The 13,586-nt window shown below is 65.8% G+C and carries 20 protein-coding genes; 11 read left to right on the top strand and 9 right to left on the bottom strand.

What is annotated here, in order from left to right:
- Nucleotides 1–20: 20 nt before the first annotated feature.
- The 6 genes from Ga0080574_RS13560 to Ga0080574_RS13535 all read right to left on the bottom strand — a co-directional run bounded on the left by Ga0080574_RS13560 (nucleotide 21) and on the right by Ga0080574_RS13535 (nucleotide 3,646).
- On the bottom strand, nucleotides 21–830 hold the full coding sequence (locus Ga0080574_RS13560) for a division plane positioning ATPase MipZ (RefSeq protein ID WP_076700055.1): 810 nt from the start codon (nucleotides 828–830) through the stop codon (nucleotides 21–23).
- A 188-nt stretch (nucleotides 831–1,018) separates the two neighbouring features.
- Nucleotides 1,019–1,582, bottom strand: coding sequence for a F0F1 ATP synthase subunit B (locus tag Ga0080574_RS13555; RefSeq protein ID WP_076700052.1), 564 nt, complete (start codon nucleotides 1,580–1,582; stop codon nucleotides 1,019–1,021).
- Between the two features lie 4 nt (nucleotides 1,583–1,586).
- A complete protein-coding gene (locus tag Ga0080574_RS13550; RefSeq protein WP_076700049.1) occupies nucleotides 1,587–2,138 on the bottom strand; it encodes a F0F1 ATP synthase subunit B' in 552 nt (183 codons plus the stop codon).
- A gap of 86 nt (nucleotides 2,139–2,224) precedes the next feature.
- The gene (locus tag Ga0080574_RS13545; protein ID WP_009505655.1) at nucleotides 2,225–2,449 is read right to left on the bottom strand and encodes a F0F1 ATP synthase subunit C; all 225 of its coding nucleotides are present in this window, start codon (nucleotides 2,447–2,449) and stop codon (nucleotides 2,225–2,227) included.
- A 77-nt stretch (nucleotides 2,450–2,526) separates the two neighbouring features.
- Nucleotides 2,527–3,309 carry a F0F1 ATP synthase subunit A gene (locus tag Ga0080574_RS13540; RefSeq protein WP_076700046.1) on the bottom strand — a complete coding sequence of 261 codons (783 nt, stop codon included), beginning with the start codon at nucleotides 3,307–3,309 and terminating at the stop codon, nucleotides 2,527–2,529.
- Nucleotides 3,299–3,646, bottom strand: coding sequence for an AtpZ/AtpI family protein (locus Ga0080574_RS13535; protein WP_076705970.1), 348 nt, complete (start codon nucleotides 3,644–3,646; stop codon nucleotides 3,299–3,301). Before Ga0080574_RS13535 ends, Ga0080574_RS13540 begins: the two co-directional genes overlap by 11 nt.
- Before the next feature lie 250 nt (nucleotides 3,647–3,896).
- Here Ga0080574_RS13535 and Ga0080574_RS13530 point away from each other — a divergent pair, with 250 nt between their 5' ends.
- Nucleotides 3,897–4,232, top strand: a complete 336-nt coding sequence (locus Ga0080574_RS13530) for an ArsR/SmtB family transcription factor (RefSeq protein ID WP_076705968.1) — start codon at nucleotides 3,897–3,899, stop codon at nucleotides 4,230–4,232.
- Nucleotides 4,233–4,283: 51 nt separating this feature from the next.
- Here Ga0080574_RS13530 and Ga0080574_RS13525 read toward each other — a convergent pair whose 3' ends face one another.
- The 3 genes from Ga0080574_RS13525 to Ga0080574_RS13515 all read right to left on the bottom strand — a co-directional run bounded on the left by Ga0080574_RS13525 (nucleotide 4,284) and on the right by Ga0080574_RS13515 (nucleotide 6,495).
- A complete protein-coding gene (locus tag Ga0080574_RS13525; RefSeq protein WP_380658873.1) occupies nucleotides 4,284–5,162 on the bottom strand; it encodes a DMT family transporter in 879 nt (292 codons plus the stop codon).
- Nucleotides 5,159–6,040, bottom strand: a complete 882-nt coding sequence (locus Ga0080574_RS13520; RefSeq protein WP_076700043.1) for a LysR family transcriptional regulator — start codon at nucleotides 6,038–6,040, stop codon at nucleotides 5,159–5,161. The genes Ga0080574_RS13525 and Ga0080574_RS13520 overlap by 4 nt, the downstream gene beginning before the upstream one ends.
- A 206-nt stretch (nucleotides 6,041–6,246) precedes the next feature.
- Nucleotides 6,247–6,495, bottom strand: a complete 249-nt coding sequence (locus tag Ga0080574_RS13515; protein ID WP_076700040.1) for a hypothetical protein — start codon at nucleotides 6,493–6,495, stop codon at nucleotides 6,247–6,249.
- A 453-nt stretch (nucleotides 6,496–6,948) separates the two neighbouring features.
- Between Ga0080574_RS13515 and ffh the strand changes: the two genes are divergently transcribed.
- The 10 genes from ffh to rimM all read left to right on the top strand — a co-directional run bounded on the left by ffh (nucleotide 6,949) and on the right by rimM (nucleotide 13,509).
- Entirely contained in the window at nucleotides 6,949–8,463 is a 1,515-nt protein-coding gene (ffh, locus tag Ga0080574_RS13510) for a signal recognition particle protein (RefSeq protein WP_076700037.1), read from the top strand.
- A 5-nt stretch (nucleotides 8,464–8,468) separates the two neighbouring features.
- Complete coding sequence (locus Ga0080574_RS13505) at nucleotides 8,469–9,002, top strand: GNAT family N-acetyltransferase (RefSeq protein WP_076700034.1); 534 nt, start codon at nucleotides 8,469–8,471, stop codon at nucleotides 9,000–9,002.
- Nucleotides 8,999–9,538, top strand: a complete 540-nt coding sequence (locus tag Ga0080574_RS13500) for a GNAT family N-acetyltransferase (protein WP_076700030.1) — start codon at nucleotides 8,999–9,001, stop codon at nucleotides 9,536–9,538. The genes Ga0080574_RS13505 and Ga0080574_RS13500 overlap by 4 nt, the downstream gene beginning before the upstream one ends.
- Nucleotides 9,539–9,602: 64 nt before the next feature.
- The gene (locus Ga0080574_RS13495) at nucleotides 9,603–10,133 is read left to right on the top strand and encodes a GNAT family N-acetyltransferase (protein ID WP_076700028.1); all 531 of its coding nucleotides are present in this window, start codon (nucleotides 9,603–9,605) and stop codon (nucleotides 10,131–10,133) included.
- Nucleotides 10,130–10,651 carry a GNAT family N-acetyltransferase gene (locus Ga0080574_RS13490; protein WP_076700025.1) on the top strand — a complete coding sequence of 174 codons (522 nt, stop codon included), beginning with the start codon at nucleotides 10,130–10,132 and terminating at the stop codon, nucleotides 10,649–10,651. Before Ga0080574_RS13495 ends, Ga0080574_RS13490 begins: the two co-directional genes overlap by 4 nt.
- Entirely contained in the window at nucleotides 10,648–11,247 is a 600-nt protein-coding gene (locus Ga0080574_RS13485; RefSeq protein ID WP_076700022.1) for a GNAT family N-acetyltransferase, read from the top strand. Before Ga0080574_RS13490 ends, Ga0080574_RS13485 begins: the two co-directional genes overlap by 4 nt.
- Nucleotides 11,240–11,569: a chorismate mutase gene (locus tag Ga0080574_RS13480; RefSeq protein ID WP_076700019.1), complete on the top strand. Its 330-nt coding sequence runs from the start codon at nucleotides 11,240–11,242 to the stop codon at nucleotides 11,567–11,569. The genes Ga0080574_RS13485 and Ga0080574_RS13480 overlap by 8 nt, the downstream gene beginning before the upstream one ends.
- A gap of 51 nt (nucleotides 11,570–11,620) precedes the next feature.
- Nucleotides 11,621–12,010: a 30S ribosomal protein S16 gene (gene rpsP, locus Ga0080574_RS13475; protein ID WP_076700016.1), complete on the top strand. Its 390-nt coding sequence runs from the start codon at nucleotides 11,621–11,623 to the stop codon at nucleotides 12,008–12,010.
- A 125-nt stretch (nucleotides 12,011–12,135) separates the two neighbouring features.
- On the top strand, nucleotides 12,136–12,927 hold the full coding sequence (locus Ga0080574_RS13470) for a MipA/OmpV family protein (protein WP_076705958.1): 792 nt from the start codon (nucleotides 12,136–12,138) through the stop codon (nucleotides 12,925–12,927).
- 75 nt (nucleotides 12,928–13,002) lie between these two features.
- Nucleotides 13,003–13,509 (top strand): ribosome maturation factor RimM, encoded by a 507-nt coding sequence (rimM, locus tag Ga0080574_RS13465; protein WP_076705956.1) that lies wholly within the window; start codon nucleotides 13,003–13,005, stop codon nucleotides 13,507–13,509.
- Nucleotides 13,510–13,586 lie beyond the last annotated feature (77 nt).

Below are 13,586 nucleotides of genomic sequence, written 5' to 3'. Positions count from 1 at the left end.
GGGGCCCGCCGTTGTCATTTTCAGAAGCGGACGGTCACGCCGGGCAGATCCAGGGCGAGCATGAGATCGCGCAGCTCCTGCCGGGCGGCGACGTTGGAGATATTGAGCTGCTTGACCCCGATATCCTTGAGGTCGAGCAGGGTCAGCCCGCGCGGGAACAGCTCGCGGAAGATCACCCGCTCGGAAAAGCCCGGCGCGATGCGGAATCCGATGCGCTTGGAGAGCCGCTCCAGCGCCTTTTCCATCTTCATCTTGTTGATCATCTGCTGCGCGCCGAGGCGGTTGCGCAGCACGATCCAGTCGATGGGTTTCAGCCCCGCCTGCGCACGGAGCTGCCGCGCGCTCCAGACCATCTCGGAATAGACCGAGGGGCCGAGGATCTTTTCGCCATCGTTGTCGATGCGTGCCAGCAGGTCAAAGTCGATGAAACTGTCGTTCAGCGGCGTGATCAGCGTATCGGCGAGCGAATGCGCCACCTGGCTCAACCGGGTATGCGAGCCCGGGCAGTCGATCAGGATGAAATCCGAGTCCGCCTCCAGCGCCGAGACCGCCTTGCTCAGCCGGTGATCATAGGCATTCTCGCCCGGCGCCAGCGCGTCCTGCTGGATCTCGGGCAGGTCCATATAGACCGGGCCGGGAAGCGACAGGCCCTCGGCATCCAGAAAGCGCCGGCGATTGTCGCAGTAGCGCCCCATGGTGCGCTGCCGCAGGTCGAGATCCAGCGCGCCGACCCGGTGGCCCATGCGCGCCAGAGCGGTTGCCACATGCATCGAGACGGTGGATTTGCCCGCCCCGCCCTTCTCGTTCCCGACGACGATGATATGTGCCACGCTGTCCTCTTGAATTGAAACCCACATGTTCCGCTGTGGTACCGTTGCCGCTACCGTATCTGGGGGCCGTCGGCAAGAAAAGGCTTACGCCCCCAAGTTCGGCCAATGCGCGGGCAAATCGTGTTCCCCCGGCAACCAAAAAGCCCGGCCGCAGGGGCCGGGCTTTTCGCAATCGCACTGTGCCTAGATCAGTGCAGCTTTGCACCCACGTCCGCGATCGACTCGTCGATCAGGCGATCCTTGTCGGCGGCGCTGGTCTGCTGCGCGATCACGTCGCGCGCGGCGGCCACGGCCACGGCGGCGGCACGGTCGCGCACCTCTTTCACGGCAGAGGCCTGCGCCGCGGCGATCTGGTCCTCGGCAGTGGCGAGCCGGCGGGCGATGGAGGCCTTGAGCTCCTCATGCGCCTGCGCGGCGGCGTTCTCCGCCTCCTGCTTGGCGTTCGCAACGATCTGCGCCGCCTGCTCAGAGACCTCCTGCTGCTTGCGCTCGTAGGAGGCGAGCAGCGTCTGGGCCTCTTCGCGCAGCGCACGGGCCTCGTCGAGCTCGTCGCGGATGCCCTCGGCGCGCTTGTCGAGCTGCTTGCCCAGCAGGCCCGGCACCTTGAAGTAGACGAGCACCGCAAGGAAGAGCAGGAAGCCGAGCAGCACCACGAAATCGGTGTTGCGCAGCGAGAAGAACGGGCCCGTTGCCGCCAGCGCGGGGCTGGCGAGGCTGGCGCTCAGGGCGCTGGTGACGATCAGCTTGCGCATGGGCTCACCCTTTCATCCGGTTGCCGACGGCAGCCGAGACGGTCGCCGCATCGGCAGACCCACCCAGCGCGGCCACGATGGCCCCGGCGGTGTCCTTGGCGACGAGCTCGACATTCTCCATGGCCGAAGCCCGGATCTCGGCAATCGCCTTTTCGGATTCCGCCGTCTTGGCGGCGATCTGCGCGTCGGCGGCGGCGGTCGCTTCGTCGAGCTGCGCCTTGATCTCGTCGCGGGTTTTCTGACTGATGGCCTGCGCCTCGGCACGGGCATCGGCCAGCGCCTTGTCATAGGCTTTTTCCGCCTCGGCCGCCTGGCGTTTCAGCTCTTCGGCGGCGGCGATGTCGTTCGTGATGGTGCCCCGGCGCTCGGCCAGGACCGATGCGATCCGCGGCAGAGCGATGCGCGACAGCACGAGGAAGACCACCACCAGCGCGATGACCAGCCAAAAGACCTGGTTCGGGATCCAGTCGGCGCAGAGCTGCGGCATCCCGATGGCGGAACCATGGGAGTCGACGCAGGTGCCGGCCAGTTCTTCGGCGATAGGTTCTGTCGCCATGTCGTCCTCCGTCGGAACGTTGTCTCTACATCGGGCGGCCCGTCAGTGACGGCGCCGCCCGCGCGTAAGGATAGTCGTTCCGTCGATCAGACGGCGAACATCAGCAGCAGAGCAACGAGGAAGGAGAAGATGCCCAGAGCTTCGGCAAATGCGATGCCGATGAAGAGGGTCGCGGTTTGCGACGCGGCAGCCGACGGGTTGCGCAGAGCGCCCGACAGGAAGTTGGCGGCGACGTTGCCCACACCGAGAGCGGCGAGACCCGTGCCGAGACCTGCGAGACCTGCGCCGATATGTGCGAGTTGACCTTCCATGGTGAAATCTCCTTACGTGTGGAAGTTGGTCGATAGGGGTGTGCGGTTGTCCGGCGGGCAGAGCGCCCGCCGTTCATTCAGTGATGCGGATGCAGCGCGTCTTTCAGATAGACGCAGGTGAGGATCGTGAAGACATAGGCCTGAACGAAGGCCACCATCACCTCGAGCCCGTAGATCGCGGTGATCGCGACCACCGAGAGCGGCGAGATCAGCGCGAGACCAGCAAAGCCGGCGAAGACCTTGATCACCGCGTGACCTGCCATGACGTTGCCGGCAAGACGGATGGAGTGGCTGACCGGGCGGACGAAATACGAGATGATCTCGATGATCGCCAGGACCGGGCGCAGCGCCAGCGGCGCGCTCGACACCCAGAAGAGGCTCAGGAAGGAGGCGCCGTTCTTGACGAAGCCGATGATCGTCACGGTGAGGAACACGCAGAGCGCCAGCACCACGGTGACCGCGAAATGCGAGGTGGTGGTGAAGCTCATCGGGATCAGCCCGAGGAAGTTCGAGACCACGATGAACATGAACAGCGTCATGATATAGGGGAAGTAGGTCAGGCCGTCCTTGCCGGCGACGTCCTCGACCATCTTGTAGATGAAGCCATAGGCCATCTCGGCGACCGACTGGCTGCGCGAGGGGATGACCGCGCGGCGCGAGGTGCCCAGCACCATCAGCCCGGTGATGACCAGAATGGCGATCGCCATCCACAGCGTCACGTTGGTGATGGTGAACATGCCCACCGCGCCGTCGCCGAAGAGCGGCTTGACGATGAACTGATCCATCGGGTGGAAGACCAGGCCGCCCGCGTCAGCGCCGTGTTCCGCCATCTCTGCACCGTGCGTCGCTTCAGTCGCCATCGCGATCCCTCTTCTCGTCTTCTCCGGCCGCCTCGGCCGTTTGCGCCTTCTGGATCTCGGCGGCGCTGCGCAGCATCACCCGCACGCCCGCGACCAGACCCAGCACTGTGAACAGCACCATGAGGAACGGGGTGGTGCCAAAGACCACATCGAGCCCGTATCCGATGCCGAAGCCGATCCCGAGACCGGCCACCATTTCCGTCACCATCCGCCAGGCGAGCTGCGCCTGGGAATAATGCTCCTCCTGATGCGTCCGGTCGCTGTCCCGGGCGGCTTTCACCGCCGCGATCTTGGCCTCCAGCGCGTCGAGTTGCCGCTTTGGATCGGGATCGCCCACCATTCTGCCCCCAAGAGGAGTTCCGCGATGTTGCTATGCGGCGGGGGCGCCTGAGTCAAGAAGCGGTGAACGCTATGTTAGCCCCACGCAAGACACTGATAAAAAATGACTTTCTGCGAATGTGGCGCGGCGCGGCATGGCCCGCACGGACCGGTTAGCGCCAACGATGCCGGATTTCCATATTCAACCCCGCGGTTGAGTTTGCCCGATGGCGCTTGACGGGCGGCGGCGCGGCACGGCTTATGGCCGAATGACCGATACGCTTTCCTCCGTCTTCGCCGCGCTGGCCGACCCGACGCGCCGCCGCATCCTCGCGATGCTGCTCGAGGACGACATGGCGGTCACCGATGTGGCCGAGCCCTTCGAGACCTCGCTCGCGGCGATCTCGAAGCACCTCGCGATCCTCGCCGCCGCCGGGCTCATCAGCCAGGAAAAGCGCGGGCGGGTGAAATGGTGCAAGCTGGAGCCGGACGCGCTGCGCGAGGCTTCGGTCTGGATGGTGAGCTTCGGGCTGGTCGAACCGGTCAATCTCGACGCGTTCGAGCGTTTCCTGACGCAGGAGCTGAACCTGCCCTCCGAGGGCTGAGCCGCAAAAGTCTTCGAAGACTTTTGCAAATTCCTTCGAAGGAATTTGCCCTCACTCCTCCTTGAGAAGCAACACCAGAGCCAGCACCGTCAGCGCCACGCCGCCCAGGATCAGCGCCGGCGGCACCCCCTGCCCGAGCACGATCTGCCACAGGATCACCCAGGTGGGTGTGAGATAGGTATAGGCCATGACCTTGGCCGAGGGCAGCCGCAGCGCCGCGAACTGCAACAGCACGAAAGTCGCCGCCGTCGCCGCGACCGCCGTGTAGACGATGGTGATCCAGACAATCCCCGGCAGCGCCAGCCAGTCGGTGGCCAGAAGGTCGCGCCCGCCCCAGATCAGCAGCAGCACCGTGCCCGCGAGATTGGTCCAGAGCGTGAAAACCAGCGCCGGCTCGCCCCGGTTCAGCTTGCGCACCATCGGCGCGTAGAGCGCATGCGCCACGCATCCCCAGAAATAGACCATCTCGCCGCGACCGATCTCCAGCCGCATCAGCGCGCCGAGATCGGCCCGGAAGATCACCCAGAGCGCGCCCGAGGCCCCGATCGCCAGCGCCAGCGCCATCCGGCGGGTCATGCGTTGGCGGACCAGGAACCAGCCGAACCCCGCCGCCATCAGCGGCGTCAGGGTGAAGACCGTCGACAGGCTCACCGGCGCCGCGGTCTTGAGCCCCTCGAACATCAGCACGAAATACCCGACCAGCAGCCCGCCCAGCACGCCATAGCGCCAGGGTGCCGCCATCGAGGCCCGCGTGACCTTGCCGCTCGCCGCCGCCACGACCGAAAGAAGCGCCGCCGCCAGCAGGAACCGCACCGCGTTCAGCGCCGTGGGCGCGATATGCGGCGCGGCCATGCTGCCCAGCGCGAAGGATCCCGCGACCAGCGCGGAAAAGCTCAGCATCGCCAGGTGGCCCAGTGCCTGGGGGCTCACTGCGCGCTCTTATCGGTTGCGTATTCCTTCAGATGCCGCAGGAAAGCCTGCACCTTCGGCGTGCGGTGCAGATCCACATGGGTGACCAGCCAGAGCGGCGAGGACCATTCCTCGCGCGGCGGCAACACCTGCACCAGCTCCGGATCGTCCTGCGCCTCATGCACGGACAGGAACCCGAGCCCGACACCGGCCCGCACCGCTTCCTGCTGCACCCGGTTGTCCTCGGTGCGAAAGACCACGCGGTCGAAGGGCACGCGCGGCTTCATCCAGATATTGAACGGTGCCCGCGAATCGGGATCGTCGTAGCCCACGAATTCGAAGGCGGCGAGCTCCTGTTCGGTCTTCGGCGCTCCGCGGGCGGCAACATAGCTTTTTGCGGCATAGAGCGCCACGGCCTGGCGGGAGAAGGGCTGAACCACGTTGTCCGGCTCCTGCGGCACCGAGCCGGCGCGCAACGCCACATGCGCCTCTCCATATTCCAGTCGGAACAGCCGCGTGCCGGTCAGGTAGCGCACGATCACATCGGGATACGTGGCACGGAAGGAGGCCAGCGCCCCGACCATCAGCGGCGAGAAATTGATCAGCGAGGTCACCAGAAGCTCGCCGGAGACACCCTCGCCCTGCCCCTTGATCCGCCCGGCCAGCTGCTGAAGCTGATCGTCGGTGGTCTGCGCCACGCGGGCAAGGTCCTGCCCGGCTTCGGTCGGCGTATAGCCACGGGCATGGCGCTGGAACAGCTTCACCCCCAGCCGCGCCTCGAGCGCATCGATATGCCGGATCACCGTGGCATGGTGCACACCCAGCACCTCTGCCGCGCCGCTTACGGTTCCAAGACGCGCAACCTGATAGGCGGTGCGAATCTCATCCCAGTTGGTCATAGGCCCCCCTGTGCAAAAAGCCACACTGGCCCAAGATATGCCGGTGTTTCGTTTGAAAATGCAATGGAAGCTTTGCGATTCATGGCCTGCCAGGAAAGATCCCGCGACAGATGCCCCGAAAAAAATAAAAACGCCCGGAAAAATCCGGACGTTTTCGAAAATCTATGTGCAAAGATCGTCAGGCGATTTGCCCGATCCTGCTGAACTCAGTTCGAGAACGGCGAGTCCTGCGACGAGGAGCTCGACGAGCTGGACGAGTCGCCGCCCGATGCCAGGATGGCGAGCAGTGCGAGTGCGCCACCAGCGGCGATAACACCCTGATCCACCGACGACTCAGCGGCGAGCGCATAGGGATCGTCGTCTTCGACGGCGCCGCTCGGGTCGGAAGCGTAAGCTGCGGAGGTGGCCAGCATGCTGACGATGGCGGCCGAGGTCATAAGCGATTTCAGTTTCATGCGTCACCTGTAAAATGAGCGTTTCATAAGCTGTCTTAACGGCAGATCCGCGAATCTGCCAGCCCGAATCCAGACCCCGGCGGATTTTCGCAAGATTTCTGGCATGCTGTGCCATTTTTGCGTAATTCCACGCCAGTCTCCACAGATTGCACTGCGGAACCCGGCTCGCCGAAGCCCTAACGGCCTTCCCAAACGCTAGCGCAATGCACCGGGAAAAACAATGTCTCCCCCTGCGAAGAGCGGCAAAGCCTTGACTCACGGGCATCCGCGCCGTAATTCGCCAGCAATTCCGGATGCAGTTTTGTGCTTCCGGTCCCTTGGGGTATGCCCGGGATCGCCCTCCGTCAGCGCGTTGCGCCCACGGGGGCCATTTCGCATTGCCCCATGGTGTCGCAACGCCGCCGCCCTTATCTCGGGTGGCATCAGGAGCAATGACGGGAGGCCCGAGGCCCCATGTTCGAGAATCTTTCCGAGCGCCTAGGCGGCGTCTTCGACCGGCTGACGAAACAGGGCGCGCTCTCCGAGGATGACGTGCGCACCGCCCTGCGCGAAGTGCGCGTGGCGCTGCTCGAGGCCGACGTGTCGCTGCCCGTGGCGCGGCAGTTCATCAAGGCCGTGGAGAAAAAGGCCACCGGCGCCGCGGTCACCAAATCGGTGACGCCGGGCCAGCAGGTGGTCAAGATCGTGCATGACGAGCTGATCGCGGTGCTGGCCGGTGAAGGCGAGCCCGGCGCGCTGCGCATCGACAGCCCGCCCGCGCCGATCCTGATGGTCGGCCTTCAGGGCGGCGGCAAGACCACCACCACCGCCAAGCTCGCCAAACGGCTGAAAGAGCGCGACCACAAGAAGGTGCTCATGGCCTCGCTCGACGTGAACCGTCCGGCGGCCATGGAACAGCTGGAGATTCTCGGCAAGCAGATCGGCATCGACACCCTGCCCATCGTCAAGGGCGAGGATCCGGTGGCCATCGCCAAGCGCGCCAAGACCCAGGCCAGCCTTGGCGGCTATGACGTCTACATGCTCGACACCGCCGGGCGCCTCTCCATCGACGAAGAGCTGATGACGCAGGTTGAGGCGGTGCGCGACGTCGCCAACCCGCGCGAGACGCTGCTGGTGGTCGACGGGCTCACCGGTCAGGACGCGGTGCACACGGCCGAGAATTTCGACACCCGCATCGGCATCACCGGCGTGGTGCTGACCCGGATGGACGGCGACGGTCGTGGCGGCGCGGCGCTGTCGATGCGCGCAGTCACCGGCAAGCCGATCAAGTTCGTCGGCCTCGGCGAAAAGATGGAGGCGCTCGAAACCTTCGAGCCCGACCGCGTCGCCGGCCGCATCCTCGGCATGGGCGACATCGTCGCGCTGGTGGAAAAGGCGCAGCAGACGCTTGAGGCCGAGCAGGCCGAGCGCATGATGAAGCGCTTCTCCAAGGGTCAGTTCAATATGAACGACCTCAAGATGCAGCTCGAACAGATGATCAAGATGGGCGGCATGGAGGGCATGATGTCGATGCTGCCCGGCGCCGCCAAGATGGCCAAGCAGATGGACGGCGCGGGGATCGACGACAAGATCCTGCGCCAGCAGATCGCCCTCATCAACTCCATGACCAAGAAGGAACGCGCCAACCCGCAGATCCTTCAGGCCAGCCGCAAGAAACGCATCGCGGCGGGCGCGGGCTTGGAGGTGTCGGATCTCAACAAGCTGCTCAAGATGCAGCGACAGATGTCCGACATGATGAAGAAGATGGGCAAGATGGGCAAAGGCGGCATGCTGAAACAGGCCATGAAGGGCATGTTCGGCAAGGGCGGCATGCCCGAGGGCATGGACCCCTCGCAGATGGACCCCAAGGCCATCGAGGCGGCGGCCAAGGCCATGGGCGGCAAGATGCCCGGTGGCATGGGCGGCCTTCCCGGCATGGGTGGCGGCGGCCTGCCGCAGGGCCTCAGCGGTCTCGGCAAGAAGAAGTAAGCCCCTTGCCCGCTCCGCTCCTCCATACCCCGCGCCTGACGCTTCGCGGCCATGTGATGGCCGATCTCGAACAGCTCTGCGACCTGTTCGAGACCGATCGCGCGCGCTATATGGGCGGCCAGCTGCCGCGCAAGGAGGCCTGGCGCTGGCTCGCCTCCGAGGTCGGCATGTGGGATCTCATCGGACTCGGCTCCTGGGGGATCGAGGACAAGAACGGCAGCTTCCTCGGCCAGATCGGCCTGCTCCGGCCGCCGCACTATCCCGAAACCGAGATCGGCTGGACGCTGCTGGAACATGCCGAGGGCAAGGGCTATGCCGCCGAGGCCGCCGGCGCCGTGCTGCTCTGGGCGTGGGAGCAGGGGATCGAGACGCTGGTCTCCTATATCGACCGCGACAACAGCCGCTCCATCGCGCTGGCCGAACGGCTGGGCGCGGTCCACGATCCCGACGCCGCCCTGCCCCCGGATGAGGCGCCGGAGGAAACCCTCGTCTACCGCCACCGCCCGGACAGCGACGGCAGCCCGGAGGCCTACGCATGAGCCTGCACCAGTTCCCCCAGCTCGCAACAGACCGCCTGATCCTGAGCGCACCCGGCGCCGCCGACCAGCCGGCGATGCTGTCCTTCCTGGGCTCGGAGCGCGCACAGTTCTATGGCGGACCGATGGAAACCGTCGCGGCTTGGCACAAATTCTCGGCCTATGTCGGTCAGTGGGTGCTTCGCGGCTATGGCTTCTACGCCATCCGCCTGAAGGACAGCGGCGAAACCATCGGCATGGCCGGCCCGCATCATCCCGAAGGCTTTGCCGAGCCGGAAATGTCCTGGCTGCTGACCGACGCGGCATATGAGGGCAAGGGATATGCCCGCGAAGCCTGCGAGGCGGTGCTGCGCGATCTCTTCGAGACCCGCGGCTGGGACAATGTCGTCAGCTATATCGACACCGCCAACGCCGCCTCGCGCGCACTGGCCCTGCGCCTGGGCGCCCGTCTCGACGAGACCGGCGCCCCCTGCCCGCTGCCCGGGTGCGAGAGCTTCCGCCATTTCGCCCCCGGCAGCAGCCCGGAGGCGCGCGCATGAGCCCCCGCCTTTCATCTTTCTCCAAATACTCACAGCTCCGGCGCCGCCGGGCGGGAGGCCGGGCATGAGTCTCACCCAGGCCCCCTATCTGGAAACCGAGCGGCTGATCCTGCGCGGCCCCGAGCCCGAGGATGCCGAACCGCTGATGGAGTTCCTGCTCGACCGCGCGCGGTCGGACGGGTTCGGCGGCTACGACCATCGCGGCGACGCCTGGCGCTGGTTCGCGCTGAACGTGGGCCACTGGCATCTGCGCGGCTACGGCTATTTCACCATCGAGCTGAAAGAGACCGGCGCCCCCGCCGGGATCTCCGGCATCTGGAACCCCGAGGGCTGGCCCGAGCCGGAGCTCGGCTGGGTGGTCTTCGCCGAGTTCGAGGGCAAGGGCATCGCCAGCGAGGCCGCGCGGCGGGTGCGCCGCTATGCCTATGAGGATCTCGGCCTCAAGACGCTGACCTCGAATATCGTGCCGGGCAACGCCCGCTCCATCGCGCTGGCCGAACGGCTGGGCGCCACCTATGAGCGGACCTATCAGAACTACAATATGGGCGAGGACCTGCTCTATCGTCACCCCGGCCCCGACGAGGTGCTCGAATGAGCGTCGAGATCCCCCTCATCGAAACCGACCGCCTGATCCTGCGCGCCCCGCGGCTGGAGGATCTGGACCCGCTCTGCGGCTTCTATGCCGATGAGCGGTCGCATTTCGTCGGCGGCCCGCTCGACCGGGGCGGCGTTTGGCGGGTATTGCTGCGTATCGCAGGGCACTGGCAGATCCGTGGCTACGGCGTCTGGCACATCACCCTGCGCGAGACCGGCGAGATGATCGGCCATGCCGGCGTCATCAACCATGTTGAATGGCCCGAGCCCGAGCTGGGCTATGGCATTTTCGCGGGTTTCGAGGGCAAGGGCTTTGCCCATGAGGCCGCCGAAGCCGCCCGCGCCACCGCCGCGCGACAGTTCGGCCTCACCCGGCTCATCAGCCTGATCGACCCGGCCAACGACCGCTCCAAGGCGCTGGCACTGCGGCTCAGCGCGCATTTCGAGCGCGAGGAAGAGCTGATGGGCAAGCCGGCCCATGTCTACCGCCACCCGGAAATCACCGGAGGCGCGGCATGACCGAGATCCCCGTGCTGGAAACCAAGCGCCTGGTGCTGCGCGGCCCCGAGCCGCAGGATTACCCTGATTTCAAGGCCACCTTCGCCTCCTACCGCTCGCGCTTCATGGGCGGGCCGCTGAACCCCTACGAGACCTGGATGCTCTACGCCGCCGAGATCGGCCATTGGGAGATTCGCGGCTTCGGCATGTGGATGGTGCATCTGCGCGACAGCGACGAAACCGTCGGCATGGCGGGCGGCTGGTTCCCGGCGAAATGGCCCGAGCGCGAGATCGCCTGGATCATCTGGCCCGACAAGGCGGGCATGGGCTTTGCGCTGGAGGCGACGCATCGGGTGCGGGCGCATTTCTACGACAGCCAGGGCTGGGACGGGGCGGTGTCGTATATCGACCCCAAGAACCTCGATTCCATCCGGCTGGCCGAACGGCTGGGCGCGACGAAAGACCCGGAGGCGGCCTCCATCGACGGCTCCGACGCGGTCTATCGCCACCCCGAACCGCAGGCGCTGCGCGGCACGCAGCTGGCGCATGGCATCGACATGGAAATCGCCAATTTCCAGAACCCCCTGTTCAAACCGAAAGGCTGGGCCATTGACTGAGACGCACGATCCCGTTGCGCCAGAGGCGCACGACCCTGTCGCGCGCGCCGCCGCGCTGCTCAAGGAACACCGCGAGAGCATCGACCGGCTCGACGCGATCCTCGTCTTCACGCTGGCCGAACGGTTCAAGCATACCCAGGCGGTGGGCCTGCTCAAGGCGGCCCACGACCTGCCCCCCTCCGACCCCGCGCGCGAAGAGAAACAGATCGCGCGGCTCCAGGATCTGGCGGAGAAAGCGGATCTCGATCCGGAATTCGCCAAGAAGTTCCTGAATTTCGTCATTCAGGAAGTCATCAAGCACCACGAACGACACCAATCGTGAGGTTGGCGCAGCCAACCGAAACCAACGCCATTTGCTAAAGGAGAAACTGAAATGGCCCTCAAGATTCGTCTCGCCCGCGGCGGTTCCAAGAAGCGCCCCCACTACGCCATCGTCGTCGCCGACTCGCGCATGCCGCGCGACGGCCGCTTCATCGAGAAGGTCGGCACCTACAACCCGCTGCTCGCCAAGGATGACGAGCGCCGCGTGAACATGGATGTCGAGCGCATCCAGTACTGGATTGGCCAGGGCGCGCAGACCACCGACCGCGTGTCGCGCTTCCTCGAAGCCGCCGGCGTGATCGAGAAGAAAGAGCGCAGCAACCCCAAGAAAGCCGTTCCGGGCAAAGCCGCCGCCGAGCGCGCCGAAGCCAAGGCCGCCAAGGCCGCTGCTGCGGCAGAAGCCGCCGCCGCTCCGGCCGAGGAAGAGGCTGCCGCGGAATAAGATCCGGCCATTCGGCTGGCGGAAGGGCGCGCGGGTGACACCCGCGCGCCTTTCTCATGCATGTGACTGTGAAACCGTCGCAAAATCGCTAGTATGAGAATCAACCGTTGTTTCTGGAGACCTGCATGTCCCCGCTCCGTCCTGTTCTGTTTCTCGCCCTTGCCGCCCTCCCCGGTGCCGCGCTCGCGCAAAGCACCGAAACCGGCTATGGCTCGGCGCAGCCGGAATTCGTGTTCTCCCTGCGCGGCGGCGCGTCGGTGGCGCCGGAATATTTCGGCAGCGACGATTACGCGACCGGCCCGGATCTCGGCTTCAAGTTCCACGGGCTGAGCCTGCGCAACGGACGGCAGTTCGGCGATGGCGACCCCTGGACCGACCCGCTCGGCTGGGACATCCATGGCTCCTTCCGCTATATCGGCGAGCGCGACGCCTCCGATTACGACGATCTGCGCGGCATGGACGATATCGACACGGCGGTCGAGCTGGGCTTCGGCTTCGGCTACACGGCGCAGAATTTCTCCGCCTTCACCGATTTCCGCCGTGGCTTTGGCGGGCACGAATCCTGGGTCGGCGAGGCCGGTATGGACGTGATCGCACGTCCCGGCGACCGCTGGAAGCTGACCGTCGGCCCGCGGCTCTTCTGGGGCAGCAACGATTACGCCGATACCTATTTCGGCGTCGACGGCAACGAGGCCACCGCCTCGCGCCCCGCCTATTACGCCGATGGCGGGCTGCTCTCCGCCGGGATCGAAATGGGCGCGCGCTATCAGCTCAACGACGACTGGGGCGTCGAAGGCGCGCTCACCTGGGAGCAATATCGCAACGATGCCGCCGACAGCCCGATTGTCGAGAACGGCAGCGACGATCAGTGGACGATCCGTTTCGGCGTCACCCGGGTGTTCCGCCTGCGCTTCTGATCCCGTCCCGATTGCCAATGCCCGGCGCTCTGGTCTATCCAGATCTCCGGTATGCGAGGCGAAAGCGAGGTCGGAGTGAGCGATAGGATCTGCGTCGGAGCGATTTCAGGTGCCTTCGGGGTGCATGGTGAGGTGCGGCTGAAGAGCTTCACCGCCGATCCCGAGGCGCTGGCCGATTACGCCCCGCTGACCAGCGAGGACGGCAGCCGCAGTTTCGAAGTGCAGATCACCGGCGCGATCAAGGGCGGCTTTGCGGCGCGGCTTTCGGGCGTGCGCAGCAAGGAAGATGCCGACGCGCTGCGCGGCACCCGGCTCTTTGCTCCGCGCGACCGGCTGCCCAGCCTGCCCGACGACGAGTTCTACCACGCGGATCTGATCGGGCTTGCGGTCTACGACACCGGCGGCGCCGAGCTGGGCCGGATCAAGGCGGTGCTCAATCACGGTGCCGCCGATCTGCTGGAGCTGCACCTGCCCGGCAGTTCCAAGACCGTGCTTCTGCCCTTCACCCATGCGGCGGTGCCGACGGTCGATCTGGCGGCGGGGCGCATCGTGGCCGATCCGCCCGAGGGGCTCTTCGACTGAGGCGGCCGGGAGGGCGCGGGCCGCGACCAGCCGCCTTCCGAGACGCCGCGACTCAACGCAAGTCCGGCGCCCCGTTG

It is taken from the genome of Salipiger abyssi, from assembly GCF_001975705.1.
GTDB lineage: Bacteria > Pseudomonadota > Alphaproteobacteria > Rhodobacterales > Rhodobacteraceae > Salipiger > Salipiger abyssi.
Note: the sequence above shows the minus strand (reverse complement) of the source record. Positions and strands in the feature narration are given on the sequence as shown.